We start from the raw sequence: 25,538 nt of genomic DNA on the forward strand, positions 1-25,538 counted from the left end.
GTGCGTCAGGACATCAGGCCGAGCACGAAGAGCGCGTCGGCCCAGAGCGGCCAGAGCGTCCGGTACGGGTGCGTGGCCAGCATCACGCCGCCGCTCGGCAGGCAGCGCACGTGGAAAGGCGCGTGCTCTTCGAGGAAGCGGACGTGGCTAGCCGACGTGACCCTCACGCTAAACGCGGGCGGCCCCTGGCCCGCTGGGGCCTCCCCGAGCTGGCGGAGCAGCGCCATGATCTCGTGCGCCTCGGGCTCGGCGGCGCGCCACGTGTCATCGGGCACCGCTGCCGCCTCGAGGGCATCGAGCAGCGCAGCCGGCGGCGTCGCGATCGCCTTGAGCACGGTCTCGCGCGAGAGGGAACGTGTAAGCTCGCTCGTGCCTTTCATGGGCACGCGCGCCCCGCGCGGCGCGGCGTCCATGCGCGCGTGCAGCGCATCCAGAGACGTGCCTGCGATGCGTGAAACGCTCTCCTTGTCGTGAAGGCTCAACCACGTGAGGGCCAGATCGCGCGCGATCTCCGCGGCGTCTGCGTTGTAGGTGGCGCACATCTCGATGGGGGCTAGCCAGTCCTCCTTGTCAGTGCAGGCGCCGGTCAGCACGCGCCCGCTCGTATCCGGCGCGCAGAGGCGGAGCAGGAGGTCCTCGATGTCACCTTGGACCAGGTGGCAGGCGACCGCGGCCTCGGCCTCCACGAAGCGTGGGCTGTAACTGCGCACGGCAATCTCGAACGGGAAGAAATCCCGCTTCTCGCACATTCTCAGTTTGAGAGGGCCGCTTGGAGAGCGACGTTCGCTCTCTTCGGGGTAGCACGCGATGCCGGCACAGATGTCGCGCTCGGAATCGCGCAGATTCACGCCGGACAGTATGTGAGCGCTCTTCAAACCTCCGAAGTGGGCGCGGACCATGGCGAGAACCTCATCGACCGAATGCGTCTCGCGCGATATGCTCGCGCTCATCATCAGGCCGATGAGATCCCCCGGGATGACGAGGGCCGATAGCGCCGCGGCGAACGCATCGAGCCGTTCTACCTCGTCACACCACGCAAAAAAGTGGGGGCCTGATTCGCTCATAGGCGGATCACCATGATGAACTTGTCGAAGTCTATCAGGGGCACGGTCTTGCCCTCGTCCGAATCGAACAGGTAGCCATCCTTGACCGTGTACTTTTTCGGTTCGAACTCCGCGCCCTGCTCCATGATGAGCTCGACCCGCTCCACGTCTCCATCGAGCCTCTTCTTCTTCAGGGCCTTCATCGCGTTTGACAGCTGGTTGCGCACATCGTCAACATAGATCTTTCCGCCTTTCGCTTCGCTGATGATCAGCTTGTGCCCCCGGGATATTGACACAAAGTCGGGAGCCATCGCTTCCTTGGATTTGGGGCGCGAGGTCTTCGGAATCCCGACCACCTCGCGCACGCCGTCGTCGCCGACTCCGACGAGAGATCGGCCGTCGTCCATCAGGAACTTCGCCGCCTTCTTCTCGAAGATGTTCACCTCGAACTTCGTGATCGCCCCGGTGAGCGTCTTGTACCCCCGGACGCGGTTCGTCTTCACGATCTTGGCGAACACCTCCTCGATCTCCGCGATCTCCCCGGCCACCCGGATCGCGGCCGGCCGCAGTCCGCTGCTGGTCTTGACCGCGCGCCACATCGGCCCGATCGCCCCGAGTCCGAACCCCATCCCCGAGAAGATCCGCTCCTCGTCGCTGAGCTCCTGCCCCGACGGCAGGCACCACGCCTTGCCCGTCACGGCCTCGCACAGGTCGAGCGCCGGCCCGACCACGGGCACGAACCCCACCCCGACGCGCGTCGTCGCGTGGACGAGCGTCTGCATCACCTCCGCGTACGCCTCGAACCCTTCGCCGATCGTCGACATCGCCGCCGCGAACGCGCTGATCGTCTGGTAGAGCTGCGTCTGCTCCAGATCGAGCCCGTCCCCCGTCCACTGGTTCAGGCTGTCCTTCATCTGGTCCGCGAGCGCGTCGAACCTCGGCTTGAGCACCGTGTCCACCTGCGCCCGCAGGTCCGCCGGCACCGGCGAGTCCTCGAACCAGTCCGACGCATCCATGTACCGCCGCACGACCGCCGTGATCCGGTTCTGCGCCTTCAGGAACGCGTTCGTCTCCGCCAGCGACACGCCCACCCGGTCGCGCAGCGCGATCTCCAGCGCCGCGCTGTTCGCCCGCCACGCCCTCACGTTCGCCACGAAGTCCGCCCGCGCGACCACCGCGCCCCCGCTCACGTCCTTCTCCAGCGCCGCGATCACGCCGTCCGCATACGCCGCGTACGGGTCCCTCCCCTCCTCGAACGCTCCCTCTACCTTCGCGATGTCCGGCACCTCGACCCACGGCACCTCGCTCTCCCCGAGCGCATACGCCCACGGATCATCCGGGTTCCACCCATCAGCGCGCGCGTCCTGCGTCGCGAGGTCCGCCACCTCGTCGGCCTGCGCGCCGAACTCGTCCATCAGCCGCGCGAGCTCGTCCCCCAGGTCGCTGACGCTCTCCTTCAGGTCGTCGACGAGCTGCTCCATCGCCGCCCGCGTCGCCGGGTCGAGCACGGCCTCGTAGCGGTCGAGGATCTCATCGAGGTCGGTCCGCGAGATCTCGTCCAGCGGCCGGCTCACCAGGTCGTGCAGCTCGGTGTCGAGCTGCCGCAGCAGATCCATCCGCGCGCGGAGGTCCGCTATCTTGGCGGCGTTCCGGAGGATCGCCTCCATCAGCTTGCCGATCGCGACCTCCAGCTCCGCGATGTCGCGCGCGAGCGCGGGGTTGATCTCCGCGAGGCTGAGGTCGGCGACGGTGCTGCCATTGAAGGCGGTCCCATCGCGGCGGATGTCGAAGAGCGGCTTGTTCAGTCCGAGCGGCTCCGAGACGAGGTGCACCACGTCGTGCGCATGGGTACACCAGTTGCCCCCGTTGACGGTGTGGACCCCGAAGTCGAACTGGTTGGCCCCCGTGAGGAGCAGCACCGAGTCGAACCCCGCCTCGAGCTTGTTGCTCCGAGAGCCGTCGCCTTCGACCTGCAGCGCGCCCGGGATCCCGTAGGTGGGCAGGGGCGTCTGGTTCACCTCGAAGAGGGCGTCACCCTCCGTCTCCAGCTCGCCGCTCGCGCACGAGTCGACGTCCTGGTGGTTGCTCCATAGGATGGTGTACGGCGTGCCGGCCCACGCGAACGACGGCGCCAGCACCGCCAGCGCCGTGACAAGCGCGACGAGCTTCTGGACCACCATGGCGCTCCGGCCGCGCAGCGCAACGTCCTTCGAGCGTCTCATGTCCCCTCCGCGCCGCGCACGGCGGCGTCATACGCGATCGCGGCGCCCTTCACGTCGCCCGCGTCGAGCCTCGCCTGAGCCGCATCGAGCTCCGCCGCGCCCATCCCCCTCTCCCGCAGCGCCGCGAGGCCCGCCGCGATCTTCTGCGGCAAGCCCGTCCTGAGCTCGGCCTCCGCGGCGTCGAACCGCCCTCGGAGCGCCGCGCACCCCGCCTCTCGCCACGAGGACGACGCCGCCTCGCAGAGCGGCCGCATCTGCACCAGCGCCAAGAGCTCCCCGTACCGCTCGGCCAAGAGCGGCAGCCCGACCTTCTCGCTCATCGGCGGCGCCGCCGACAGCGCCGCCGCCCGCGCGCGCGCTCCCTCGCTGAACACCTCCGAGGCCCGGCGGATCCGCGACCGCGCGCTCGCCTCGCGCGCCCCCTCGTCCATCTGCAGCACGCGGAGCGCCTGCCGGCGCAGCGCGATGCCGCCGAGCAGCGCCGTCGCGGTCGCGTCGCTCCGGGCGACCCGCCGCTGCACATACCCCAGCATCGCGCTCAGCGACCGCAGCGCCCCCGATGTCATGTCCGGCACCACCGAGCCGTGTGTCGCAAGGACTTCCTTATGCGGCGCGATTGCCTCGTCGAACGAGACGGCGAGCGCCTGGAGCTCCGCCGACAGCGTCATCACCTCCGCGGCGAGCTCGCTCGGCGCGCGGCTCGCCTCGCGCGCCGCCGCGAGCACCGCCTGCTCCACGCCGTCGAGCTCGTCGATCATCGATCGCGATGCCTGCGCCGAGAGCGCCGCGTACGCCGCCGTCTCCGCCGCCTCGGTCGCGCGGTAGGCGGCGAAGCGCGCCGCCGCGCCCGCGTACCTGGATTGCAGCGGCGCGCCCTCGTCCCTGGCTCGATCGAGGACGGCCCGCACGGCGGCCATCGCCAGCTTGTCCGCCGCGATCGTGGCGATGAGAGGCTCCCGCTCGGCGCTCGCCTTACCGGTCATCGCCTCGTTGAAGTTGTCGGCCGCATGGATCGGCTCTGCCTGGAGGGCCTCCTCCTGGCTATCCCTGATCAGCCGGAGCAGCTTACCGAGCTCGCCATGGAGCGTCGCCCGGAGCGACTCGGCGTGCTTCCTCTCGTCGCGCACATAGGACACGACCCGATCGATGGTGTCGAACCAGGCCCCGAGCTCCGCCTCGTTCGCGATGAGCTCCTCGGGCGTCACCCGACCCGACCACCATGCCCACATGAATATCGGCAGCTCGCCGTCCGCTTCGGCCTTGCTCCACGCGCTGGCCGGGCCCTCGCTCGCGTCGACGCAGTGCTCGACAACACCGGTATTCGGTATCGCGCAGATCCTCCCGCTCAGGGGCTCCTCGCGATCCCACAGGCACCCAGGCGCCGTCGCACCAAGCACCAGGGCGACAAGGGCCGCCGCAACGATCGTCGCCAATCGCGCCGTTCTCATCTCATTGCCTCCACCCCGCGATTTTCTCGCCAAAGCACGCTCGCCCGCCCGTTCAACAGGCGCAAGCGTCCTCACGAAATCGGTAGGACATTGCTCGGCCGAGGAGCACATTGGCTGGCCACGCAGAGCCACGGGAATCCACGGGAAATGGATGCGAGCTGGCCGCGGGCGAGGGTCCGCCAGCGAAGTCGCCGGCAAGGGCGTGACAAAAAAGGAAGAGGGCCCAGGTTCCATGCAGCCTGGGCCCTCGGTCGATGCTCGGGTCCGATCTGGGCGCTCTGGGCTCAGGCCGGCGCGTCGTCGCCTTCGACCGGATCTTCCTCGTCCTGCGGCGCGCCGCCGGCGCTGCCACTTCCAGCGCTGCCGCTGCCAGCGGCGCCGCCTCCTCCGCCGGGCGTCTCGGTCGACTTCTTCCTGGTGCTCCGGCTGAAGAGCCGCCGTGTCGCGATGGGCACGAGGCGCGGGATGGTCGGATCCTGCTCGTTGGCGCGCTCGAACACCCGCACGATCTGCTCGAGGAGGATCAGGTTGATGCCGTCGGCCCGGTCGAGGTCGCCGCTCGTGACCTTCTGGCCCGCGGGGCGCGCGGCCGCGGTCTTCGCCGCCTGGGTGAGCTCCTCGGCGGTCTCTTCGAGGCGCGCGACGTAGTCCTGGTCAAGCCGCATCAGCTTGGCGCGGACGGCGATGGGGCCCTTCTTCTGCGCGAGGTAGCGCTTGCCGAGCGCGGCGAGCTGCGTGAGCCCGCGCGCGAGCGCGCCCGGATCCTCCGCGGTGCCGACGGCCTGCGCGAGCTCTTCGCGCGCCTCCTTGCCCGAGCCGGCGACGCCGCGCAGGACCTCGTAGGCCTGGTCGCGCAGGAGCAGCGCGCGCGAGAGCCGCTCCCGCAGCGCCGCGTCCTTGGTGGCGCGCGCCGCGTCCTTCTTCTGCCCGGCGCTCTCGTGCGCCTCGAGCAGCCGCTCCAGCGCGAGCGCCTGGTCGACCGCGAGCGCGAGCAGCTCCGGCGAGAAGCCGCGCAGCTTCTCCCGCTTCTCCTTCGACGCACCCGACCAGCACGCGTGCGCCGTCGCGTAGAGGCGGCGCAGGTCGGTCAAGACACGTGAGGAGGCGATCTGCCGCCCTCGCTCGACGAGCTGGGATCCGGTCGTGCCGTCGAGCAATGCCTCGATGATGCCTGGCTCCGGCTTGCCGAGCCGCTCAGCCAGGGATTCGAGCGTGGGATCGTTGTCGTCGGTCTCTTCGGGAGGAGAGATAGGTTTGGCCATCAGCGCAGGCTAAGAGGGTCCGGAGCGGCATGTCGACGGGGTGGCAAGTTTTGGCCATGGCGCCAGGCCAGCTAGCGCCGGGGCGCGTGCCCGTGGATGGCGGCGCGCAAGCGCGCGACGCGGAATCGTCGGCATCGCGGCGGAGGGCGTCGTCATTCCGGGAGGGGGCCGTCGTCATCTGAGATGGACTTCATCGTCATCCGCCCAGAAGCCATCCGCATCCGCCCCAGAGACGTCGTCATCGGGGCTGGGGCCCGCCAGCACGCGGCCGGAGCCCATCAGCATCCGGCCGTCATCCATCGGCACCGGGCGGCGAGCCAGTGTCAGCCGGCCCGGAGACGTCGTCATCGAGGCGGGTACCCGCCGTCATCCGGTGGGGGGTTCATCGTCATCCGAGATGGAACCTGTCGTCATCCGGCGCAGACCCGTCGGCATCCGCTGGCCGGACAGGCTCGGCTACCGCTCCTGCCCGGCCGCCGTGCCCGCCGCTGAGATCTCGGCGCAATCGTCGGAATAACCGACGGCGGCGCCGCACGAGATCATCGCCCAGCTCAGCGCGAGACCGGAGATCGTGGCTCCCGACGCGCCAAACGGCGTCTCATGGCGCCCGAGATTACGCGGCCAAAGTACGAGCCTGCAATGACGCTGGGGTTGGGGGCGACAGGGAGGCGAAGAGTGGGGAGAAGCCATCAAGGCATGAGAAAACATGTCGAGGTGAGGCAATGGGCACCTGGTGGCATCGCCTGACGGACGGCACCGCCATGGGCGGCACCGCATCGCCGTTGACGACCACGACCACGACCACGACCACGACCACGTTCACGTTCACGACCACGTTCACGTTCACGACCACGACCACGACCACGTTCACGACCACGACCACGACCACGTTCACGACCACGACCACGACCACGTTCACGACCACGTCCACGACGGGGACTGCTGGGGGCGAGCGTGGGGACCTGAACGCGCTTGGTTAACGCCGACGGGCCTCCCCCTCAGCGCACCGCGGCCGACTCGAACCTGGGCGCGGCGTCGAACGTCTCCGCCAGCGTCCTCCGGTACTCGTCGGCCATCTGCACGAGCCCATCGATGAGCAGCGCCACGTCGTGGTCCGCACAGCCCTCCAGCGACGCCACGCACGACGCCGACACCTCGTCGCCCGTGAGCGACACGCGGAACTCCCCCGTCGTCTGGTCGTTCATCGTGAGCAGGAACCGGTAGAACGGCTCGTGGTTCGCCAGAGGCAGCCCCACGACCGGCGCGCGCAGCGTGAGCAGGCGCCCCGCCTCGTCGATCTCGATGTCCACCTGCGTCGCCGTCTCCGCCGTGGGGTACGGCCGCTGCGCGATGCGCCACGCCCTCGGACCGACGCGCACCCGGTTGGCGATGAGCCCGAGCGCCGTCAGCCCCTGCCGGATCACCCGCTCGACGCCAGCGCGCGCCGGGCACGGCGGGTACGCGTGCGGCAGCAGGCGGCCGCAGCCCAGGCACCGGTCGCACTCGACGTCGAACGGCTCCTCGCACGCCGGGCATCGATACACAGGCGCCCGGTCCCTGAGCTCCGCGAGCGGCCGGTCCCCCAGGGCGAGCAGCGGCTGGAACGCGCCCGCCGGGACCACCACGCAGTGACCCGCGAGCTCCCCGGCCGCGCCGGACGGCGCCGCGACCACGCCGATGACCCGCCCCTCCGGATCGAGCACCGGCGCGCCGAGGGGCGCCGCCACGTCGAGCTCGAACGCCGGGAGCTGCCCGTCGACCTTGCGCGCCACGTGGCAGACCCGCGCGACCGCGAGGCGCAGGCTCTGCCCCGGGAGGCAGCTCAGCACCGCGGCGCGCTCGCCGAGCCGCGGCTCGGCCGCCGCGCGGGCGGCGAGCGCCGCGACGCCGGGCGGCTCGGCCGGCGCGACGAGCGCCACGTCGCGGCCCACGTCCGCGGCGATCACCCGCCCGGCCATGCCCCGCCCGTCCTCGAACGTCAGCGCGACCTCCGTCGGGTAGCCGAGCCCGCGCCGGCTCGCCACCACGACGCCGTTGCCGAGCGCCACCCAGCCGGTCGTCACGAGCGCGCCGGCGCGGATCGCCACCACCGAGCGGCGGGCGCGGGCGACGCGCTCGTGGAGCAGCGCGAGATCGCCGTCGCCGTGCGCCGCCAGCTGCGACGTCATTGCGCGACGATCCTCGAGAGCGCCGTCATCAGCAGCTCGATCGTGCCGGGCTTGGCGCCGTCCCGCTGCGCGTAGGCGACGATGTCGCGCAGCCGCTGCTCGGTCTTGGCGGGCAGCTTCGTGCGCACCAGGAGCTCGGACAGGGCCCCGATCGCGAGGAAGTGGCGGAGCATCGGGTCGGCCGGCGCGCGCTCGATCTCGCGCAGGTAGCGGCCGAGGTGCTCGCGCGCGAGCGCCGCCGTGGTGAGCGGATCGATGTGCAGCGGCTTCTCCTCGGGCACCTGGCCGCGCATCGCCACGAGCCGCTCCATCGCGAGGAGCGCCGGCTCCGCGACGCCGGCGGTGTTCCCGCGGCGCGAGCCGCCCTCGGCCTGGATGAGCTCGCGGGTCGCGGCCGCCGTGCAGCGGTAGAGGTGCGCGACAGCGTCGGGCATCGCCTCGCCGTGCTCGTAGATCGCCCGGAAGACCGTGCACCGGATGAGGAGCACCATGACGCCCGGCCGCTCCTGGAAGCTGAGCGCCGCGCCGAGCACCTGCGCGTCCCGGAGCAGCTGGCAGAACCGATCGGCCGCCGCGTTCGCCGACTCCGGGCGGGACGGGATGCTCCGGCGCGACGGAGGCTCGATCTCGACCTCCGGCAGCGCGGGCGGGCGCACCGACAGCGGCGTCGCCGCCATGGAGGGCGAGCGACGAAAGGGCACGGTGCGCGCGCTGCGGCGATCGCCGACCTGCGCCGGATTGTCCGCGGCCGCCGCCTGTTCGCCCGACAGCGGCGCCGCCGCGCTCGCCGAGACCGGCTTCGCAGCGCCGCCCTCGGACCCCGGCGTCGCGGCGCCGACGCTCGCCTTCGACGCCGCGCCGGCGTCGTGCGCAGGCGGGAGGATGCCGGCCTTGGGCGCGGGCGCGCCGCCGTTCTTCGACGACGCGACGCTCGCCGCCGGCGTCGGCGCCGACGCCAGCGACGGGGACAGGATGTCGGGGATCGCGTCCGCGTCACGGATGGGGCGCGCGACCGACTCGGGCAGGCGCGGCAAGGGGGGCGCCGCCCACGCCGCCAGCTCCTCGAGCGGCGTCCGCGCCCCCGAGACCGGCGCCGCCGGCGCACCGGCCCGCACCGAGGGCGCGCTCTGCGGGCGGGCTGGCGCGGGTGGGACGGTGAGGTTCTTGAGCGGCCGGGCGCGGCCGGCGGAGGCCCACGTGAGGCTCGCCCGCTGCTCCTCGGAGAACGGCGGCCGCGCGTCGAACCATGCGCCCAGCGTCTCGCCGAGCCGCCGCGCCGCCTCGCCGCTCTCGCGCAGCGCCTGGCGCAGCGCCTCCGGGGTGAAGGCGGCGACGCGGCCGACGCGGCGGAGCAGCAGCAGATCCTCCCGCATGCAGAGCCGGAACGGCTCGGAGCCGCCCGACAGCTCCAGCGCCGTCCTGAGCAGCGGCACCCGGTGCCGCTCCGCGACGCGCACGACCGGGACGTCGATCGACACCCGCTCGTTCGCCGCGTCGAGCGAGGCGAAGAGCGTCATCGCCCCGAGCGGAACGATCCACCCCACGCCCTCCTGCAGCGTCGTCGCCTGGAGGCTCGCCCCGGCCTCCGCGGAGGCGCAGTGCGCGACGAAGCGCACCGGGTCGCGCGTGCGCCAGGCGTCGATCGAGCTCCCGTCCCAGTCGGCGTCCGCGGGCGGCGGCTTGCGCGAGACGGAGCGCGCCGGCGACCGGTCCACCCCGCACGCCTCGCACCGCGGCCCACGCAGCGGGAACCCGCACGCGGAGCAGAAGTCGGAGGCCGGGCTCGAGGGGACCGCCACGCCGACAGCATACCTCAGCGCAAGGCCGAGGTGGCACCGCGGTTTGCGCTCAGAGGAACGGATTCAGGTGGAGCGCCACCTTGGCCTCCCGCAGGTTGTGCTGGACCCTGCGGATGAAGTGGATGAACAGGTACGCCCAGGCGGCGAAGGTGACGACGCTGATGACGAGCTGGACCGTCTTGCTGACGCCGATCACCATCCAGAGCGCCGTCAGGAGGAAGGCAACGAACGACAGCGGGACGAACCACTTCCAGCAGAGGTTCATCATCTGGTCGATGCGGACGCGCGGCAGCGTCCAGCGGATCCAGATGACCACGAAGACGAGCGCCCAGCTCTTCAGCAGGAAGAGGAAGACGCCGACGAGCTGGAGCCCGAAGCTCGCCTCCTGCTGGGCCGGCGAGACGCCGGGGATCTGCCAGCCCCCGAGGAAGAGCGCGCTCGCGATGCCGCACATCACGAAGACGTTCGCCCACTCGGCGAAGAAGAAGAAGAGGTACCGCATGCCGGAGTACTCGGTCGAGTAGCCGGCCACGAGCTCGCTCTCCGCCTCGGGCAGGTCGAACGGCGCGCGGTTGCCCTCCGCGAGCGCCGTCGTGAAATAGAGGAAGAACAGCGCGAACGTGATCGGGTTGCGGAAGACGAACCAGTGCCAGGGCCAGCCGCCCACGTCGAGGAGCGAGGGCCCGGCGCCGCCCTGCGCGCCGATGATGTCCTGGAGCCGCAGCGAGCCCGTCATCATCACGATGCACACGATCGCGACCGCGCCGGGGATCTCGTAGCTGATGATCTGCGCCGCCGATCGGATCCCGCCGAGGAGCGACCACTTGTTGTTCGACGCCCAGCCGCCGGTCATGAGGCCGATGGTGACCAGCGACGTCACGGCGATGACGAAGAGGATCCCGATGTCGAGGTCGGCCGCGATGAGGTACTGGCCGAACGGCATGACGACGAACGTGGCCGACACGCCGACGAACACGAGGTAGGGCGCGAGCCGGAACAGCGCCTTGTCGCTCTCGGCCGGGATGACGTCCTCCTTCATGATCGACTTGATCCCGTCGGCGACCCACACGAGGAAGCCCTGCGGCCCCGCGCGGTTCGGCCCGATGCGGGACTGCATGCGCGCAGAGACGCGCCGCTCGACCCAGGTGATGATCCCCGCGGTCGGCGCCATGAAGAGCAGGATGATCGCGGCGGCCACGCCGAGGATGATCCCGGCGCCGAGCAGATCGGTCGGGGCGCTCGCCTGGAACCCCTCGGTCGAGAGCTCGATCTCGGACGGGGTCGCTCCGCCGCCCCGCCGGATCCCGACCGCGGAGCGCCGTTCGTGGCCGCTCGGGATCACGTCGGCCTTCGAGAGGACCTTCACGCCCTCGAAGCGCGTGATCACGTCGCCGGCCTGGAGCCCTGCCTGGCCCGCCGGGCTCCCGTCGCGCACGCCCGTCACGACGAGCCCGCCGGCGGGCGGCGCCTCGGCCGCGACCTCGACGCCGAAGAACGCGAGCGCGCGCGCCCCCTCCTTCACGCGCGCCTCGATGACGGCGCGGCGCGGGGTCGGCGGGAGGAAGTCCATGGTGACGCCCCTCACCGTGCCGTTCACGGGGAGCGCGCCCTGCGCGGTCGCGGGGATCTCGACGACGACGTCGCCGTGGAAGGTCGTGTGCACCGCGTCGTCGCCGCGGCCGGCGAAGCGGGATTGCAGGCCCTCGGAGAAGACCAGCGAGATCTTCGTGCTGCTGACCTGCGCGCCCTCGATCTCGATGCTCTGGCCGGTGAGCGGCGCCTGGCCGGGGCGGCGGAGGGTGCCGCGGAACGTGACGACCGCCTCCTTCGCCTCGGCGGTGGGCAGGTTGGTCCCGAGGATCTCGATGCGGTCGCCGAGGTCGACCTCGCGCGGCACGACGTCGACGACGCTCAGGAGCTCGGGCGCCGTCCTGCTCTCGGCGCAGCCGGCCGCGCCGAGCAGCGCGAGGAGGGCCAGGAGGCACGGCAAGAAGCCTCGAGAGAGAGCTCTCCAGGGTGGAGATCCGCGCATGGCGCCGCTTATAAACCGCGCCGCTCGCGTGGTCGAGAATGCGGAGAAAAGCGCTCGCGCTGTCTGCCTACGACCGGCCTTCGTGCGCGCCCCGGACGGGGAGGAAGTAACGGCTGCCGTCGAGCTCGTTCACGCCCACGTAGAGCTCTGCCTCGAACACGTCCTTGAGCCGGCGGTAGGTCATCACCTCCTCGACGGTGCCGTGGGCGACCAGCCGCCCGGCCTTGAGGAGCGCCACGCGGTCGGCGTACTGGGCGGCCGCGTTGAGGTCGTGCAGCACCGCGACGCAGGCGAGGCGCCGCTCGGCCACCTCCCTGCGCACGACCTCGTGGACCTCGATCGAGTGGCGGATGTCGAGGTGCGCCCCGGGCTCGTCGAGGATCAGCACCTGCGCCTCCTGCGCGAGCGCGCGGGCGATGGCCACCCGCTTCTGCTCGCCGCCGGAGAGCTCGGCCACCGGCCTCCCCGCGAGCCCCACGAGATCGCAGGCGTCGAGGGCGCGGGCGACCGCCTCCTCGTCCCGGCCGGCGGCGAGCATCCACGCGCCCTGGTGGGGCGCGCGGCCCATCATGACGACCTCGCGCACCGTGAAGCCGGGCGCCGAGGCGATCCCCTGCGGCACGACCGCCACGCGCCGCGCGATCGCCCGCCGGTCCATGCCGGCGAGCGGCCTCCCCAGCAGGGTCGCCTCGCCCCGCGCCGGCCGCAGGGCCCCCGAGAGGACCCGGACCAGCGTCGATTTTCCCGCGCCGTTCGGCCCCAGGACGGCGCAGAGCTCGCCCGCGCGCACCTCCAGGCTGATCCCCTCCAGCGCCAGCCTCCCGGTGGGATAGCTCGCGGCCACGTCACGCAGATCGATCGCCGGCCCCTGCACGCGGTCTCTTTTGTCGAATGATTCGAGTGATATCGAGTGATCTTCCCTTGCGCGAGGTTTCTCGCGGTGGTCCAATCGACTCGAGGCGTAGAGGAGATGGAAACGGCGAAGGAGACTCTGGGAGGCGGCGAGGTACCGCGTCGCGTTATTAAGCGCTACTCCAATCGGAAGCTCTACGACACGAAGGACAGTCGTTACGTCACCCTGCAGCAGATAGGGGAGATGGTCCGGGCTGGCGAAGAGGTCCAGATCATCGACAACGCGACCAAGGAGGACAAGACCGAGGTCACGCTGGCGCTGATCATCTCGGAGGATCTCAAATCGCAGCCGCGCTCGGTACCGCTCGGCACGCTGAGAGATCTGATCCAGGAGCGCGGCGAGCGGCTGCTCTCGCAGCTGCGCGAGGGCCCGATCGGCCGGCTCATCCCCGGCGCGGTCCCTGGCGAGGGCGGCGTGGCGGCGCCTGGAACGGCGCCCGCCCCGGGCACGGAGCAGGCGACGCCCGTGTCGCCATCGTCCCATCCGCCCCCGCCGCTCGACACGGACAGGTCGAGCCACGCGAAGGGGCGCCTGAGCGGGATCGTCGAGAGCTCGAAGCAGACGCTCGATCAGTGGCAGCAGGCCGTCGACGAGCGCATCCGCGCCATCCTCCCGGGCCTCGGGCTGGTCCGCGATCTCCAGGCCGATGTCAAGCGCCTGTCGCAGCGCATTGACGAGCTGGAGGCCAAGCTCCAGGGACGCTCTGGTGAACCCATCGAGGACGCGGCTCCGCTCCAGGCGGGCTCCGGCGCGGACGAACCCGCGGTCGAGGGTTCGGGGGGCGAGAGCAGGCTGGAATAGCCCTGGGCGCTCCTCTGTTCCCCCGAGCGAGTCCATGCCGTTCTTCTTCAGCAAGAAACCTGCGTCCGTAGCGCAGGACCTGTCGTTGGCCAGCGCCGACGGTGGCCGCGCCGACGCCTTCGAGATCGAGCTGCTGGGTCATCTGGACACGCTCTATGGCGTGAGCTGCCGGATGACGAAGAGCTCGACGGAGGCGGAGGATCTGGTCCAGGACACCATCGTCAAGGCGATGCGCGCCCGGGGTCAGTTCGAGCCGGGCACCAACCTCAAGGCCTGGCTGCTTCGGATCCTGACGAACACGTTCATCAACCGGTACCGTCGCGGGGGCCTCGAGCGAGGCATCTTCGACGGCCCCGACGCCGAGCCGCTCACCGATGCGTGGGTCGGCGCGACGACGATGCGCGCGATGCGCGATCCGGAGACCCAGGCGCTCACGCCGCTCGTGGAGGCGGAGGTGCAGCGCGCCCTCGACGCGCTGCCCGAGGAGTTCCGGCTGGCCGTGGTGCTGTCGGACATCGAGGAGCTCTCCTACAAGGAGATCGCCGAGGCGATGGGCTGCCCGATCGGCACGGTGATGTCGCGCCTGCACAGGGGCCGCAAGCTCCTCCAGAAGACGCTGCGCGAGCACGCGGTCCTGATGGGCATCGTCAGCGAAGACGCCGCGAAGGACGCGCCCGCCGACCTGGACGCGTACCGCAAGCGGAAGCGGGGTGCCGCATGAGCGCTGCGAAATCGATCGAGAGCTGTTCGCGGTTCGACTACGCGCTGTCCGCCTACGTCGACGGCGAGCTGGATCCGGATCACGCCGTCGATCTCGAGTCCCACCTCGTCCAGTGCCCTCCGTGCTTCGAGCAGGTGAGGCTCCTGCGCTCGCTGCGGGCGAGCCTGAAGCGGGCGCGGCCGTCGGGGTCGGGGTGCCCGGACGCGCTGCGGGCGCGCGTCGCCGCGGCGGTGGCGCACGAGCAGGCGCGCGGGGCGGCGCGCGACGCGGCGCAGTCGCACGAGGCGAGGCCGCGCCTCGTGCACAAGGGGTACGCGATCGCGCTCGCCGCGGCGGCGGGCGTCGTCTTCATCGTGGGCGTGGCGCGGCGGCCGGACGCGCCGGCGGACGCCGCGAAGGCGAGCCCCTCGAGGGCGGCGGTCGATCTCGCGGGCGCGGAGAGCGTCGAGGTCCTGCTCGACGATCTCGTCACCCAGCACGCGCAGCCGCTGCCGCCGGAGACGACCAACCCGGAGGACCTCCCGCGCTTCGATCCGTTCGTCGGCGTCCCGGTCCGCAGGCCGCAGTTCCAGTCGATACCGGCGAACTTCATGGGCGCCCGCGTGCACACGATGCGCGATCGGCGCGCCGCGCTGCTCCAGTTCGTGGTGCGGGGCAACCACCGCGTCACGGTCTACCTGTTCAACTCGCGCGCGGTCCCGGTGCAGAAGGCGCAGCCGATCCTGCAGCCTCGCGTCGTGCGCGAGCGCCCCGTCTACGTGGGCAACATCAACGGCTACTCGGTCGCCGCCGCCGAGCGCAGCGGCGTCGGCTACGCGCTCGCCTCGGATCTCGGCGACGACCTCAGCACGCAGCTCGTCCTCGCTGCGATGCAGTGAGCGCGCCGGCGCTCGCTCCATGGCGGGCGCCGTCCTCTCCCCTCCCTCGATCACCTTTCCGACCAACCCCTACCGCGAGAGACCGCATGCGCTTCGTCTTCGTCATGGATCCGCTGAGCCGCGTGACGCACGACAAGGACACGTCGTTCGCCTTCATCCGAGCGGCGCAGGCGCGCGGCCACGAGAGCTACCACTGCTTGCCGCGCGACCTCTCGATCGAGGGCGGCGAGGCGCACGCCTCGGCCTCGCCGCTGCACATCGGCGACGCGCCCCCGTTCATCTCGCTCGCGGCGGGCCCCGAGCGGCTCCGGCTCGCGGACGTGGACGCCATCTTCATCCGCAAGGACCCGCCGTTCGATCGCAGCTACCTGTACGCGACGCTGATCCTGGAGCGCGCGCGGCGCTGCCCGCTCATCGTGAACGACCCCCGCGGGCTGCGCGACGCCAACGAGAAGCTCTACGCGCTGAACTTCCCCGAGTGGACGCCGAGGACGCTGGTGACCGCCGACCGCGAGCAGATCCACGCGTTCGTGCGCGCCCTCGGCGGAACGGCGGTGATCAAGCCGCTCGACGGCGCGGGCGGCCTCGGCGTGCTGCAGATCAGCGAGCGCGACAAGAACGCGCGCGCCATCGCGGACATGATGACGAGCGAGGGGCAGCGCCTCGCCATGGTCCAGGAGTACCTGCCCGCCGTCGTCCACGGCGACAAGCGCGTCCTCTTGCTCGACGGCGAGCCGCTGGGCGCCATCCTCCGGGTGCCCCGCGACGACGATCACCGCTCGAACATCCACGTCGGCGGGCGCGTCGTCTCGACGGAGCTCTCGCCGCGCGAGCTCGATCTCGTCCGCGCTGTCGCGCCTCGCCTCCGCGCCGACGGCCTCTTCTTCGTGGGCCTCGACGTCATCGGCGAGCGCCTGACCGAGGTGAACGTCACGAGCCCGACGGGCATCCAGGAGCTCGGGCGCTTCACCGGCGCGGATCCGGCGGCGAGGGTGATCGCCTGGGCCGAGGAGCGGGCGCGCGGCCGGTCCGCGCGCGCGTGAGCCACCTGGCTCCGGAAAGTTGGCCCGGAGCGCCCGCCTCTGCGAAGGCTCCCCCATGGGCGAGTCATTCGAGCGGTGTGCCGTGTGCAGCGACGGCGAGCAGGGCGATCGGGAGGGCGGCGCGCCCGGGGATCCTCGCGCGAGGACGCGGATGGCGCGCGTGGTCATCCAGGGGCGCTCGCTGAGCCTGTGCCGGACGCACGCGGCGACCGTGGCCGCCGCCATGCCGGAGACGTTCGAGGAGATGCGCGCGCTGTTCGTGGGGCTCCAGCGCAGCGCGCAGCCGGCGCAGCGCGATCCGTCCGTCGAGCGCCGCTCCCCGATCGCGCGCCGCAGCCCCGAGGATCGGCGCGTCTTCCCCCCGCGGCCGGAGGGCCGGCGGATCGGTGGAGGACGCCGCGCCTCGGATCCGGGCGAGTGATCGCGACGGCGCCCTCCTGGCGCGCGCCGGAGCCCACCTCGCGCACGCCGGAGCCCACCTCGCGCACGCCGGAGCCCACCTCGCGCACGCCGGAGCCCACCGCGCGCCGCTCTCCGGAGCGATACCCGCGCTCCGCGCGGAGCGCCGCATGCCGCCGGGTGCGCGCGGCGCATGGTAAGTTCTCGCCATGAGGCCCCGCCGGCGCGTCGTCATCGGGATCGGGTCGAGCCTGGGCGATCGCCTGGCGACCCTCCGCGCCGCCATCGCGGCGCTTGGCGCTGATCCCGATCTCGACGTCATCCGCGAGTCGTCGCGCTACGAGTCGCCGCCCGCAGGCGGCCCTCCGCAAGGCGACTACGTGAACGCCGCGGTGCTCATCGCCACGTCGCTGCCCGCGCGCCAGATCCTCGAGCGCACCCTCGCCGTGGAGCGCTCGCTCGGGCGGACGCGCCCCGATCCTGTGCGATGGGGGCCGCGCACGATCGATCTGGACCTGCTCTGGATCGAGGGCGAGGCCGTCGCAGAGCCGGATCTCGAGGTGCCTCACCCGCGGCTCTGCGGCCGTGTGTTCGCGCTCAGGCCGCTGCTCGACGTCGCCCCCGACGCGCGCGACCCTCGCACGGCCGTCGCCTACGCCGCGCTCCCCGAGGCGAGCGCGCCGATTCGCAAGCTCGATCCGAGCTGATCTGCGCCGCAGCGGCGCGCGGGCGCGGCGCTCAGCGCGAGCGCGGCGGGCCGAAAGCGGCGCGGGATCGGAGGCCGGCGCTGCCGCCGGCGTACGAAGCCGCGCTGCCGATCGTGACCACCACGACCAGGAGCAGCGCCCACCCCAGCGCGCCCGCCGGCGCGCCCTCGGCGAGGGCGAGCGCCCAGGCGAGCGCCGCGACGACGGCGCCGCTCGCGGCGGCCTCGCGCCGCCCGGCGCGCCCGCCGAACCGCCCCACGAGGTAGCCGCCGGCGACCCCGGCGAGCGCGAACGCGATCGCGTTGAGCCCCACCATCGCGAGCCGCACCGAGCCATCTGCCCCGGCGTCCCCCGTCCGCTCGATCATCTTGCGCAGCAGCGTGTTGACGAGGCCCGCGAGCGGCAGCCACGCGATGAAGATCGCCACCGTCCCGAGCGCGATCCAGTGCCACGGCGGGCGGTCCTCGCCTTCGTCGTCGCCGCTGCTCTGCAGCACGGGGAGCTTGCGCTTCTCCGGCACTGCCGCGCCGCCGCCGGGAGGCGCCGCGCCGCCGCGTGGAGGCGCCGCGCCGCTGCCGACGACCGGGAGGCGTCGCTTCGGCGCGTCCCCCATGACGTCAGCTGGGTTTCGAGGTCGGGGGCGGCGCGGCGGCAGGAGCCTTCCGCCAGAACTTCCGCGCTTCGTCCTGCTGGCGGACCAGCCGCCGCTGCTCCTGGATCAGGCCGCCATAAGCGCGAGGCACCCGCGGATCCTTCGCGAGCGCGTACAGGACCTGGAGCGCCGCCTCGGCGTCGTCCGTCGCGCGGTGCGCCTTCTCGAGCGAGATCCCGAGCCGCGCGGCCATGTCGCCGAGGGCGCGGCTCTCCTCGTTCTTGTAGAGCTCGCGGGCGAACGTGAGCGGATCGACCCAGTCGACCTCGCGCCGCATGGCGGGCGGCGGCTCTTGCGGGCGCATGCCCACGCGCTCGAGCTCGGCGAGCAGGAACGAGCGGTCGAAGGTGGCGTTGTACGCCGCGGGGATCGCCCCCTTGAAGCAGGCGAGGATCTCCTCCGCGACCTCGGCGAACGACGGCTTGCCCTCGACGTCCGCGTCCTTGATGCCGTGGATGGCGGTGCTCTCCGCGGGGATGGGCCGCCCCGGGTGGATGAGCCAGTTGTAACGCGTCAGGATCTCCCCGGCGCGGCCGATGACGATGCCGAGCTCGATGATCCTGTCACCCGCCGGATCGCGCCCCGTGGTCTCGACGTCGACGAAGGCGATGGGCTGCTCGATCCAGGCGCTGCCCGCGTCGATCTCCGACGCGACGCCGACGGCGCGCACCTTGAGGAGGTGCGCGATCCCAGGGTAGTGCCGGCCCGTCGGGAAGCAGCCGCACGGGTCGGCGACCTTCACGGCGTCCTCGGCTTGGCGGGCTGAGCGGGCTGGGCGGGTGCAGCCGAGGTCGCGGGGCGCGCCGCGCCGCCCGCCGGCGCGCTGGTGCCGGCAGCGGGCGTCGCGCTGGCCGCAGGCGTCGCGCTGGCTGCGGGCGTCGCGCTGGCCGCGGGGATCGCGCTGCCGGAGGGCGGCGCGTCGCCTGCCTTCGGGGGCGCAGGCCGCGGCGTCTTGCCGAGGAGCTCCAGATCGAGCTTGACCCACGCCTCGAGATCCTCGCCGGGGTTCGTGAGGAGCTGGAGGTTGACCTCGCGGCCGTTGATGAAGATGAGGGGCGTCCCCTCGAGCCCGACCCCGTCGGCCTGCAGCTTGTCCTTGTCGATGCGCCCCTTGGTGTCGGTCGAGACGAGATCGGCGCGGAACTTCACCATGTCGAGCTTGAGCCGCTGCGCGTAACGCTCGAGGTCGGCCTGCTCCAGCTTGTCCTGGTTCTCGAAGAGGAGGTGGTGCATCTCCCAGAACTTGCCCTGGTTGAGCGCGGCGGTCGCCGCGCGCGCGGCGGGCTCGCCGTGGACGTGCGCCGAGAGCGGGTAGAACTTGAAGACGAGGCGCACCTGCCCGTCGAAGCGCTTCACGAGCCCCTCGAGCAGCGGCGCCATGAGCCTGCAGAACGGGCACTCGAAGTCGGCCCACTCGACGATCGTGATCGGCGCGTCGGGCGGCCCCATCTCCGGCGAGCCGTCGGTGGCGAGCGTCTTCACCTTGTTCGCGTCGAAGCGCATGTGGAACGCGTCCTCGCGCTCCTTCTTCGACCGGCCGTCCTTGACCTGACCGAGCAGGAGCTGCGCGGCGGGGAGGCACGCCTTGCACGCGCGCTGCTCCTTCACGCACTGCGCGATGCTCACGGGCGTGTCCGGGCAAGGGGAGAGGAGCTCGGAGACCTGTGCCCCCCACTCCCGGCGCTCGCGGGGTGTCAGCGAGGAGGTGTCCACGCCCGGCAGCGAGACCGTTACCTCCGGGCTCGCGGCCGGCTTGGGCTCGTTCGAGCTCGGGTTCCCAGGACAGCCCGTGGCGCCGATCGCGAGCAACGGCAACGCGAGGAGCGGCGGCATCCAGCGCAGGAATGACATCGCGGCGCGAGCTTAGTCGGACCCCTTGCGAGATGCTAGCGCGGGTGTAGCGTCAAGAGGTGCGGAGCGTCCTCTACCGCTTCCCGGATCTGCAGCAGTTCGAGCAAATCGTGTGCGATCCGGAGGAGCGTGACCTCGAGCTCGGGTTGCCCGCGGGGGAGGCCGTGGCCGACGGCGAGTGGGTGCTCGCCATCTTCGAGCTGGGCGAAAACCGCCGCGCGACGTCGGCCGCGGCGTGCGCGTCGGTCTCACCGGAGGGGGCGCGGCTCACGTTCGAGCCGCGCGACTGGCATCGCCTGGCCCACTTCGCGCGGACGGAGGCGCCCCGCCCCGGATCCGTGCCCGACACCGACGCCGCGGCGCTGCTCCGCGCCGCGGACGGGGCCGGCGCCGCGCCAGCCGGCGTCCAGGGCGCCGGCCCGGCGGGCCGGGCGCCGCCGCCCCCTGCGCCGCCTCGGCTGAAAGGCAAAGGCTCACGGGTCCTCGTTGTCGACGACGATCCCCACATCCGCGAGCTGCTGTCGGCGATGCTCGAGGCGGTCGAGCTCACCGTCGTCGCCGTCGCCAGCGCGGAAGAGGCGCTGGCGCGGGTCCGGGGCGCGCCGTTTCACCTCGTCGTCCTCGACTGGAACCTCCCGAAGATGACCGGCATCGACCTGTGCCGGACGCTGCGGCAGGAGCCCGGGCTCCGCGATCTTCCGGTCCTCTTCCTGACGGCGCACGCCTCCTCGCAGGACATGGTCGAGGCCTTCGCCAGCGGCGCCGACGACTACATGGTGAAGCCCTTCCGCGCCCCCGAGCTCGGGGCTCGCATCTTCAGCCTGCTCCGCCGGACGCGGCGCTTCACCTCCTGAGGCCCCTCGCCGAGGCGCAGCGGCGTCCGCCGCGACGCGGGCTCGCGCTCGGTCACCGCACGCAGATTCCGCGCTCGGTCACCGCGCGCAGATTCCGCGCTCAGAAGGCGACATCGACGTTGAGGTTGAGCACGCCGATGTTCTGCGTGTAGTGCCCGCCGGAGTCGGGAGCCCTCGAGTTGGGGTGCAGGCCCGCGGTGATGCTGTCCCCCGCGGTGTCGCGGTCGACGTAGAACAGCTGGGTATACGACGCGGCGAGGTGCAGCTGCTCCGCGACATGGAAGCGCCCGCCCAGGGAGAACGAGACGTCGTGGAAATCGACGCCCGATGGATCCAGGGTCTCGTCAGGAACTGCGTTGGAGTCGTACCCGACGCCGCCGAAGAACTCGATCGCGGGCCGCGGCCAGTGGCTCCAGCCCACGCGCACGCCGAACGTGTCGTTCCAGCGGCGGGCGATGTTCTGGACCACGCGGGCCCCCTCTCCGGCGAAGCCGTCGCGGTCGATCTCGCACGCGGCGCCAACCTGGGTGAGGCACTGGTTTTCCATCGAGCTCCACCGCGTCCAGTCGCCGAAGAGCCGCACCTCGAAGCGCTCCGCCGGGACGAAGCGGGCGCCGAGCCGCACGATGTCCGGCAGGCCCTCGTGCAGCTCCACGTCGCTCGGGGAGCCCGACACGCCGCTGAAGCGGTTGGTGAGCGTGCCCTCGAGCGACTCTCCCCCCGTGACGTTCGGCCGCGACTGGTACGACGCGCCGATCCAGAGCTGCTCCGGCACCGCCTCGACCAGCGCGCCGACGCCGAAGCTCGCGTGGAAGCCGCTCACCTCGAGCAGCGAGCGCCCCTCGGTCGCAAGGAGGTTGTCGCCGGAGGCGTTGCGGGCGCGCACGGTGTTCACCTGGGTCCGAATCAGGTTGCCCGAGACGCCGAGGCTGAGGCGGAGCGACGGGATCTTGTAAGCGGCGGCGAGGGTGAAGAACATCGCCTGGAGCGAAGACTCGATGGAGTGCCAGCGCTGCACGCCGTCCACCGGCCCGGCGAGCTCGCGATTTCCCTCGAACGCCGCGTTCGTGTCCCAGGACGCGGCGCCGCCGAAGGGCACATAGACGCCGGCGCCCAGCGCCAGGTCGCCGAGTTTGGCCGACGCGCCGAGCATCGGCGCGGCAGCCACGTTGAACAGGGTCGCCTTCCCCGTGTTCGCCTGCGGCACCGTCACGTCATCGGTCGCCGCCGCCGCGTGCGTGTAGGACGCGGAGCGCAGCGCGATGGTTCCGTCCAGGAACAGGTGAATCCCCTCGCTCTCGGCGAGGCCTGCGGGGTTGTAGTAGACCGCGGTCGGATTGCTCGTGATCGGGTTGCCGTGCTCGCCGCCAAACCGCGCGGTCGCGAACCCACCGGCGAGCGCGGATCCGGTCCAGGCGAGACCGCCGAGGAGGCCGACGGAGATCGCGAAACAGGGGCGGTTGATGGACATATCCGGTGTTCTCGATTCTGAGGGCGGAGGAATGCGGCGCCTGCGGCGGACCCTGCATGGTAGGGTTGCAACTCCTGCCACGTCGGGGAATGTTCTACCCGCTCAAGTCAAATGTCACCTTTCGAACGGTGTCAAATGCTTTTCTCCCGCACCATCTGGACAACGCTCGCCTCAGCTGCCCTCACCTCCACCGCGCTCCTCATCGGCTGCGCCGACCCGGAAGGCAGATACGATGACTTCGAAGCTCGCGATACGACGATCCGCGAAGACCAGAGCAGCGGCGGCGAGGGTGGTGGTGGTGGTGGCAGCGACGGAAATGGCGGCGCTGGTGGCGGCGGGGACAACTGCCTGCTGCCGGAAGCGGGCGCCGTCGACGGCGATTTCCTCTTCAGCCTCTCGGCCTATCTCAACCCGCGGGCCCCTATCCTCTTCGTGGCCAGCCTGACCACCGAGGCCAGCGACGGCGGCCTGAGCTTCTCGCTCACCTTCCAGCCGCTCACGGCCGCCGATCGGAGGACGCCCACGGGCGAGCCGTTCGATGTGGGTCCCTTCGAGCTGTCCGCCGATGGGAAGTTCACCGCGCAGCTGCCCACGCTCATCGTGCCGGGCGACGCCAACCCGATCTCCGGCAGCGAGCTCGAGGCCACCATCACGCTCACCGGCTCCCTCTGCGCGCCAGCCGACTTCATCTGTGGCGTTGTCACCGGCAGCGCGGCGAGGCCGATCCCCCTGAATCTCAAGGGCTCTACCTTCGCCATGGAGCGAATCGCCGATCCGAGCAGCTACCCGGCGCCGGTCATCAACTGCAAGAGAGACCCGGCGAGCCCGCTCCCGTGAGCGCCCGGTCGGATCACACCACGGCCTCCGCCGCGGCGGCGCCTTCGAGCTCGATCAGCGAGATCTCGGACGGCGCGCCGACGCGCATCGGCGGCCCCCAGTAGCCCGTGCCGCGGCTCACGTAGATCTGGCTGTCGCCGTGCGAGGACAGCCCGGCCACGTAGGGCTGGTCGAGCCGCACGAAGAAGTTCCACGGGAAGATCTGACCACCGTGGGTGTGGCCGCTGAGCTGCAGGCCCACGCCCCGCTCCGCGGCCTCCAGGATCTGCTTGGGCTGGTGCGCGAGCAGCACGAGCTCCCGGGAAGGGTCCCGCCCCGCGAGCGCGCGCGCGAGGTCGGGGCCATGGCCGCGGCCCATGCCGCGGGAGCTCCAGTCGTCCACGCCGGCCAGGTCGAAGCCGTGCTCGCCGTCGCCGATCGAGACGCGCTCGTTGCGCAGCACCGTCACGCCGAGCCGGCGGAGCTCCGCGATCCACGCCTCGGCGCCGGAGTAGTACTCATGGTTGCCCGTCACGAAGAAGACCCCGTGCTTGGCGCGCAGATCGGCGAGCGGCGCTGTGTGCTCGCGGAGCTCTTCCACGGAGCCGTCGACGAGATCGCCCGTGATGGCGATGAGATCCGGCTCGAGCGCGTTCACGCGCGCGACGACGCGCTCGAGCCACGCCCGGCCGATCGTCGGGCCGATGTGGAGGTCGGTCAGCTGAACCACGCGAAAGCCCGACATGGCCGCGGGGAGGCGGCGGAGGCGGACGCGCACCGGGCGGACGGCGACCTCGCCGAGGGCGCTCGCGGCGCCGGCGACGCCGAAGCCCATGGCGAGCGCTCCGGCCGCGCCCGCGAGGGCGCGCGAGAGGAAGGTGCGGCGCTCGCCGTCGAGCGGCTGGTTCAGGAGCGCGGTGAGGCCGTGGGCGCCGAGGCGGACGAGCTCGGAGGTGAGCAGGAGGAAGAAGAGCAGGACGGCGAGCCCGACCCACGTGTAGACGACGCCGGCCACGACGCCGGCGATGTGCCGGGGCAGCGCGCGGGTGAGCAGGAGGCCGAGGGGCACCAGCGACGCGAGCACCACCAGGGCCACGCTGCCGACGCGGTGCCAGAGCGGGCCGAGCTCGGGCGCGCGGATCAGGCGCTGCCAGAGGTAGTAGTGGACGCCCGCCACGATGGCGCTGAAGACGGCGATGAAGATGACGAAGGAGAGGAGAGGCCGCTGCACGCGTCCAGCATGACCACGGCGGCGCGCGCCCGCCGCTCCGATCCGCGCGGGAGCCGGGCTCTACAACATTTCTTAACGGAGCGACGCGGCGGACGACGGCTACGAGGTGCTGACACACACGCCGAACCCGGCGGGGTAGATCGCGCTGCCGCCCTGGCACTTGGCGCCTGCGCCGCAGTCCTGCGCCCTGCTGTCGATCCGGCAGAGCTGCTTGCACTGGTTCGTCAGCATCGAGCACACGAAGCCGGGCGCGCACGGGCATTGCTCGCCGGTCCGCCCCTCGCCGGGAACCACGCAGCTCGTCGTCCCATCCTCGCGGACGATCGTGCAGGTGAGGCCCGTCGGGCACACGCTGTCGTTCAAGAGCTCGCAGTTCATCGCGGGAACGCAGACCGGGATCGGGACCGGAGCGCTCGCCTCGACGACCGACTCGGCCATCGGTCGCTCGTCGCAGTACGTCCCAGCCGCGCAGCTCTCGACGTGACCGCAGCAGTACTGCCGGCACACGCCGCCCTCGCCGTCGGCAGCCACGCACCCCAGGCCCGCCGCGCAATCGGCGCCGCTGTGACAGGGGCCGCCTGCCTCGAAGCGGCCCGCCGGACGGCAGCTCGGGATCGCATCGCCGTCGTCGAGCACGAGCTGACAGTGCAGCGTCTGCGCGGCAGGGAGCCCCGTCCCCGTCCCCGCGTCGCCGTCCGACGAGCACTCGGTCGGCTCGCCGCCTGGGGTGCAGCCATCGCCGCACAGGTAAGCGAAGCGGGTGTAGGGATCCTGCGCCTCCGGAGCCGCCGGGATGTTGACGTCCTCGCTCACGACGCCACCAGCACCGGCACCGCCGCTGCCGCTGGCGCTTCCGCTCGCGGGCGGAGGGCTGCCGCCCGATTGGGCCGACTCGCTCTCGCCCCCCCCACCCGCGAACACCCCGCCGCCATCTTCGTACCCACCCGCCGCATCGAAGTCGCCCATCGAGCACGCGCAGATCGCGAAAACCCAGGTCGCAACGAGGCCGGAAAGCAGACGGGCGTGGTGTGAGCTCATTCCAGGACTACCAGAAAAGCACAAGCGGAATGAGCGTATCATGTCGCCTCCTGCATTCACAGAATGTGCCCATTCGGTGCGTCGTCGCCAGGGCGCCGAGCGCAACCTGGGTGGGGGCGCCACCCTGCGCGCCGCGGACACGGATGCGCCTCGCCTGCGGGCGCCCCTGGCGCAAGCATGACGCCCATG

General features: G+C 71.7%; 24 protein-coding genes. 9 read left to right on the top strand and 15 right to left on the bottom strand.

Going from position 1 to position 25,538, the window contains the following annotated elements:
* Window positions 1-5: 5 nt before the first annotated feature.
* From WMF14_RS41080 to WMF14_RS41100, 5 genes are all read right to left on the bottom strand, one after another.
* Window positions 6-1,064 carry a hypothetical protein gene (locus WMF14_RS41080; RefSeq protein ID WP_437795612.1) on the bottom strand — a complete coding sequence of 353 codons (1,059 nt, stop codon included), beginning with the start codon at window positions 1,062-1,064 and terminating at the stop codon, window positions 6-8.
* Complete coding sequence (locus WMF14_RS41085) at window positions 1,061-3,265, bottom strand: hypothetical protein (protein ID WP_437795615.1); 2,205 nt, start codon at window positions 3,263-3,265, stop codon at window positions 1,061-1,063. The genes WMF14_RS41080 and WMF14_RS41085 overlap by 4 nt, the downstream gene beginning before the upstream one ends.
* The gene (locus WMF14_RS41090; RefSeq protein WP_437795616.1) at window positions 3,262-4,698 is read right to left on the bottom strand and encodes a hypothetical protein; all 1,437 of its coding nucleotides are present in this window, start codon (window positions 4,696-4,698) and stop codon (window positions 3,262-3,264) included. Before WMF14_RS41090 ends, WMF14_RS41085 begins: the two co-directional genes overlap by 4 nt.
* A gap of 299 nt (window positions 4,699-4,997) precedes the next feature.
* A complete protein-coding gene (locus WMF14_RS41095) occupies window positions 4,998-5,975 on the bottom strand; it encodes a hypothetical protein (RefSeq protein ID WP_437795618.1) in 978 nt (325 codons plus the stop codon).
* A 174-nt stretch (window positions 5,976-6,149) separates the two neighbouring features.
* Window positions 6,150-6,323 (bottom strand): hypothetical protein, encoded by a 174-nt coding sequence (locus tag WMF14_RS41100; protein WP_437795621.1) that lies wholly within the window; start codon window positions 6,321-6,323, stop codon window positions 6,150-6,152.
* A 374-nt stretch (window positions 6,324-6,697) separates the two neighbouring features.
* On the opposite strand from WMF14_RS41100, the gene WMF14_RS41105 reads away from it, so the two are divergent.
* A complete protein-coding gene (locus WMF14_RS41105) occupies window positions 6,698-6,955 on the top strand; it encodes a hypothetical protein (RefSeq protein WP_437795623.1) in 258 nt (85 codons plus the stop codon).
* 18 nt (window positions 6,956-6,973) lie between these two features.
* On the opposite strand, the gene WMF14_RS41110 is transcribed toward WMF14_RS41105, so the two are convergent.
* The 4 genes from WMF14_RS41110 to WMF14_RS41125 all read right to left on the bottom strand — a co-directional run bounded on the left by WMF14_RS41110 (window position 6,974) and on the right by WMF14_RS41125 (window position 12,848).
* A complete protein-coding gene (locus WMF14_RS41110; protein WP_437795625.1) occupies window positions 6,974-8,143 on the bottom strand; it encodes a trypsin-like peptidase domain-containing protein in 1,170 nt (389 codons plus the stop codon).
* Window positions 8,140-9,942 (bottom strand): hypothetical protein, encoded by a 1,803-nt coding sequence (locus WMF14_RS41115; RefSeq protein WP_437795627.1) that lies wholly within the window; start codon window positions 9,940-9,942, stop codon window positions 8,140-8,142. The genes WMF14_RS41110 and WMF14_RS41115 overlap by 4 nt, the downstream gene beginning before the upstream one ends.
* Window positions 9,943-9,991: 49 nt before the next feature.
* On the bottom strand, window positions 9,992-11,932 hold the full coding sequence (gene nuoH / locus WMF14_RS41120) for an NADH-quinone oxidoreductase subunit NuoH (protein ID WP_437795630.1): 1,941 nt from the start codon (window positions 11,930-11,932) through the stop codon (window positions 9,992-9,994).
* A gap of 109 nt (window positions 11,933-12,041) precedes the next feature.
* Window positions 12,042-12,848: an ABC transporter ATP-binding protein gene (locus WMF14_RS41125; protein ID WP_437795632.1), complete on the bottom strand. Its 807-nt coding sequence runs from the start codon at window positions 12,846-12,848 to the stop codon at window positions 12,042-12,044.
* A gap of 96 nt (window positions 12,849-12,944) precedes the next feature.
* On the opposite strand from WMF14_RS41125, the gene WMF14_RS41130 reads away from it, so the two are divergent.
* The 6 genes from WMF14_RS41130 to folK all read left to right on the top strand — a co-directional run bounded on the left by WMF14_RS41130 (window position 12,945) and on the right by folK (window position 17,436).
* Window positions 12,945-13,688: a polyhydroxyalkanoate synthesis regulator DNA-binding domain-containing protein gene (locus WMF14_RS41130; RefSeq protein ID WP_272102463.1), complete on the top strand. Its 744-nt coding sequence runs from the start codon at window positions 12,945-12,947 to the stop codon at window positions 13,686-13,688.
* Window positions 13,689-13,722: 34 nt separating this feature from the next.
* The gene (locus tag WMF14_RS41135) at window positions 13,723-14,409 is read left to right on the top strand and encodes a sigma-70 family RNA polymerase sigma factor (RefSeq protein WP_272102462.1); all 687 of its coding nucleotides are present in this window, start codon (window positions 13,723-13,725) and stop codon (window positions 14,407-14,409) included.
* Window positions 14,406-15,287 (top strand): anti-sigma factor family protein, encoded by an 882-nt coding sequence (locus tag WMF14_RS41140; RefSeq protein ID WP_437795635.1) that lies wholly within the window; start codon window positions 14,406-14,408, stop codon window positions 15,285-15,287. Before WMF14_RS41135 ends, WMF14_RS41140 begins: the two co-directional genes overlap by 4 nt.
* 86 nt (window positions 15,288-15,373) lie before the next feature.
* Window positions 15,374-16,330: a glutathione synthase gene (gene gshB / locus WMF14_RS41145; protein ID WP_437795637.1), complete on the top strand. Its 957-nt coding sequence runs from the start codon at window positions 15,374-15,376 to the stop codon at window positions 16,328-16,330.
* Window positions 16,331-16,385: 55 nt separating this feature from the next.
* Window positions 16,386-16,751, top strand: a complete 366-nt coding sequence (locus tag WMF14_RS41150) for a hypothetical protein (protein WP_272102459.1) — start codon at window positions 16,386-16,388, stop codon at window positions 16,749-16,751.
* A 187-nt stretch (window positions 16,752-16,938) separates the two neighbouring features.
* Window positions 16,939-17,436: a 2-amino-4-hydroxy-6-hydroxymethyldihydropteridine diphosphokinase gene (folK, locus tag WMF14_RS41155; RefSeq protein WP_272102458.1), complete on the top strand. Its 498-nt coding sequence runs from the start codon at window positions 16,939-16,941 to the stop codon at window positions 17,434-17,436.
* Window positions 17,437-17,467: 31 nt separating this feature from the next.
* Here folK and WMF14_RS41160 read toward each other — a convergent pair whose 3' ends face one another.
* Genes WMF14_RS41160 through WMF14_RS41170 form a run of 3 tightly spaced genes read right to left on the bottom strand, consistent with a single transcriptional unit; the run spans window position 17,468 to window position 19,939 of the window.
* Window positions 17,468-18,049: a hypothetical protein gene (locus WMF14_RS41160; protein ID WP_437795641.1), complete on the bottom strand. Its 582-nt coding sequence runs from the start codon at window positions 18,047-18,049 to the stop codon at window positions 17,468-17,470.
* A gap of 4 nt (window positions 18,050-18,053) precedes the next feature.
* Entirely contained in the window at window positions 18,054-18,830 is a 777-nt protein-coding gene (locus WMF14_RS41165; RefSeq protein ID WP_272102456.1) for a 3'-5' exonuclease, read from the bottom strand.
* Window positions 18,827-19,939 carry a DsbA family protein gene (locus tag WMF14_RS41170; RefSeq protein ID WP_437795643.1) on the bottom strand — a complete coding sequence of 371 codons (1,113 nt, stop codon included), beginning with the start codon at window positions 19,937-19,939 and terminating at the stop codon, window positions 18,827-18,829. Before WMF14_RS41170 ends, WMF14_RS41165 begins: the two co-directional genes overlap by 4 nt.
* Before the next feature lie 59 nt (window positions 19,940-19,998).
* On the opposite strand from WMF14_RS41170, the gene WMF14_RS41175 reads away from it, so the two are divergent.
* Window positions 19,999-20,793: a response regulator transcription factor gene (locus tag WMF14_RS41175; protein WP_272102454.1), complete on the top strand. Its 795-nt coding sequence runs from the start codon at window positions 19,999-20,001 to the stop codon at window positions 20,791-20,793.
* Between the two features lie 100 nt (window positions 20,794-20,893).
* Here WMF14_RS41175 and WMF14_RS41180 read toward each other — a convergent pair whose 3' ends face one another.
* On the bottom strand, window positions 20,894-22,264 hold the full coding sequence (locus tag WMF14_RS41180; RefSeq protein ID WP_437795646.1) for an OmpP1/FadL family transporter: 1,371 nt from the start codon (window positions 22,262-22,264) through the stop codon (window positions 20,894-20,896).
* A gap of 135 nt (window positions 22,265-22,399) precedes the next feature.
* Between WMF14_RS41180 and WMF14_RS41185 the strand changes: the two genes are divergently transcribed.
* Complete coding sequence (locus tag WMF14_RS41185; RefSeq protein ID WP_437795649.1) at window positions 22,400-23,101, top strand: hypothetical protein; 702 nt, start codon at window positions 22,400-22,402, stop codon at window positions 23,099-23,101.
* Window positions 23,102-23,114: 13 nt separating this feature from the next.
* Here the strand turns inward: WMF14_RS41185 and WMF14_RS41190 are convergent, their stop codons facing one another.
* Together WMF14_RS41190 and WMF14_RS41195 are read right to left on the bottom strand one after the other, a co-directional pair.
* Complete coding sequence (locus WMF14_RS41190; protein ID WP_437795651.1) at window positions 23,115-24,311, bottom strand: metallophosphoesterase; 1,197 nt, start codon at window positions 24,309-24,311, stop codon at window positions 23,115-23,117.
* Window positions 24,312-24,410: 99 nt separating this feature from the next.
* Window positions 24,411-25,277, bottom strand: a complete 867-nt coding sequence (locus WMF14_RS41195; RefSeq protein ID WP_437795653.1) for a hypothetical protein — start codon at window positions 25,275-25,277, stop codon at window positions 24,411-24,413.
* Window positions 25,278-25,538 lie beyond the last annotated feature (261 nt).

It is taken from the genome of Sorangium sp. So ce693 (assembly GCF_051521375.1).
In the GTDB taxonomy this organism is placed as follows: Bacteria; Myxococcota_A; Polyangia; order Polyangiales; family Polyangiaceae; genus Sorangium; species Sorangium atrum.

Bases quoted from the DNA above. Each gene is read 5' to 3' on its own strand.
- WMF14_RS41130 (WP_272102463.1), top strand. From the start codon at position 12,945: ATGGAAACGGCGAAGGAGACTCTGGGAGGCGGCGAGGTACCGCGTCGC.
- WMF14_RS41150 (WP_272102459.1), top strand. From the start codon at position 16,386: ATGGGCGAGTCATTCGAGCGGTGTGCCGTGTGCAGCGACGGCGAGCAG.
- gshB (WP_437795637.1), top strand. From the start codon at position 15,374: ATGCGCTTCGTCTTCGTCATGGATCCGCTGAGCCGCGTGACGCACGAC.
- WMF14_RS41185 (WP_437795649.1), top strand. From the start codon at position 22,400: ATGCTTTTCTCCCGCACCATCTGGACAACGCTCGCCTCAGCTGCCCTC.
- folK (WP_272102458.1), top strand. From the start codon at position 16,939: ATGAGGCCCCGCCGGCGCGTCGTCATCGGGATCGGGTCGAGCCTGGGC.
- WMF14_RS41095 (WP_437795618.1), bottom strand. From the start codon at position 5,975: ATGGCCAAACCTATCTCTCCTCCCGAAGAGACCGACGACAACGATCCC.
- WMF14_RS41100 (WP_437795621.1), bottom strand. From the start codon at position 6,323: ATGACGACGTCTCCGGGCCGGCTGACACTGGCTCGCCGCCCGGTGCCG.
- WMF14_RS41110 (WP_437795625.1), bottom strand. From the start codon at position 8,143: ATGACGTCGCAGCTGGCGGCGCACGGCGACGGCGATCTCGCGCTGCTC.
- WMF14_RS41195 (WP_437795653.1), bottom strand. From the start codon at position 25,277: ATGGGCGACTTCGATGCGGCGGGTGGGTACGAAGATGGCGGCGGGGTG.
- WMF14_RS41105 (WP_437795623.1), top strand. From the start codon at position 6,698: ATGGGCACCTGGTGGCATCGCCTGACGGACGGCACCGCCATGGGCGGC.
- WMF14_RS41080 (WP_437795612.1), bottom strand. From the start codon at position 1,064: ATGAGCGAATCAGGCCCCCACTTTTTTGCGTGGTGTGACGAGGTAGAA.
- WMF14_RS41085 (WP_437795615.1), bottom strand. From the start codon at position 3,265: ATGAGACGCTCGAAGGACGTTGCGCTGCGCGGCCGGAGCGCCATGGTG.
- WMF14_RS41160 (WP_437795641.1), bottom strand. From the start codon at position 18,049: ATGGGGGACGCGCCGAAGCGACGCCTCCCGGTCGTCGGCAGCGGCGCG.
- WMF14_RS41135 (WP_272102462.1), top strand. From the start codon at position 13,723: ATGCCGTTCTTCTTCAGCAAGAAACCTGCGTCCGTAGCGCAGGACCTG.
- WMF14_RS41180 (WP_437795646.1), bottom strand. From the start codon at position 22,264: ATGTCCATCAACCGCCCCTGTTTCGCGATCTCCGTCGGCCTCCTCGGC.
- WMF14_RS41170 (WP_437795643.1), bottom strand. From the start codon at position 19,939: ATGTCATTCCTGCGCTGGATGCCGCCGCTCCTCGCGTTGCCGTTGCTC.
- WMF14_RS41140 (WP_437795635.1), top strand. From the start codon at position 14,406: ATGAGCGCTGCGAAATCGATCGAGAGCTGTTCGCGGTTCGACTACGCG.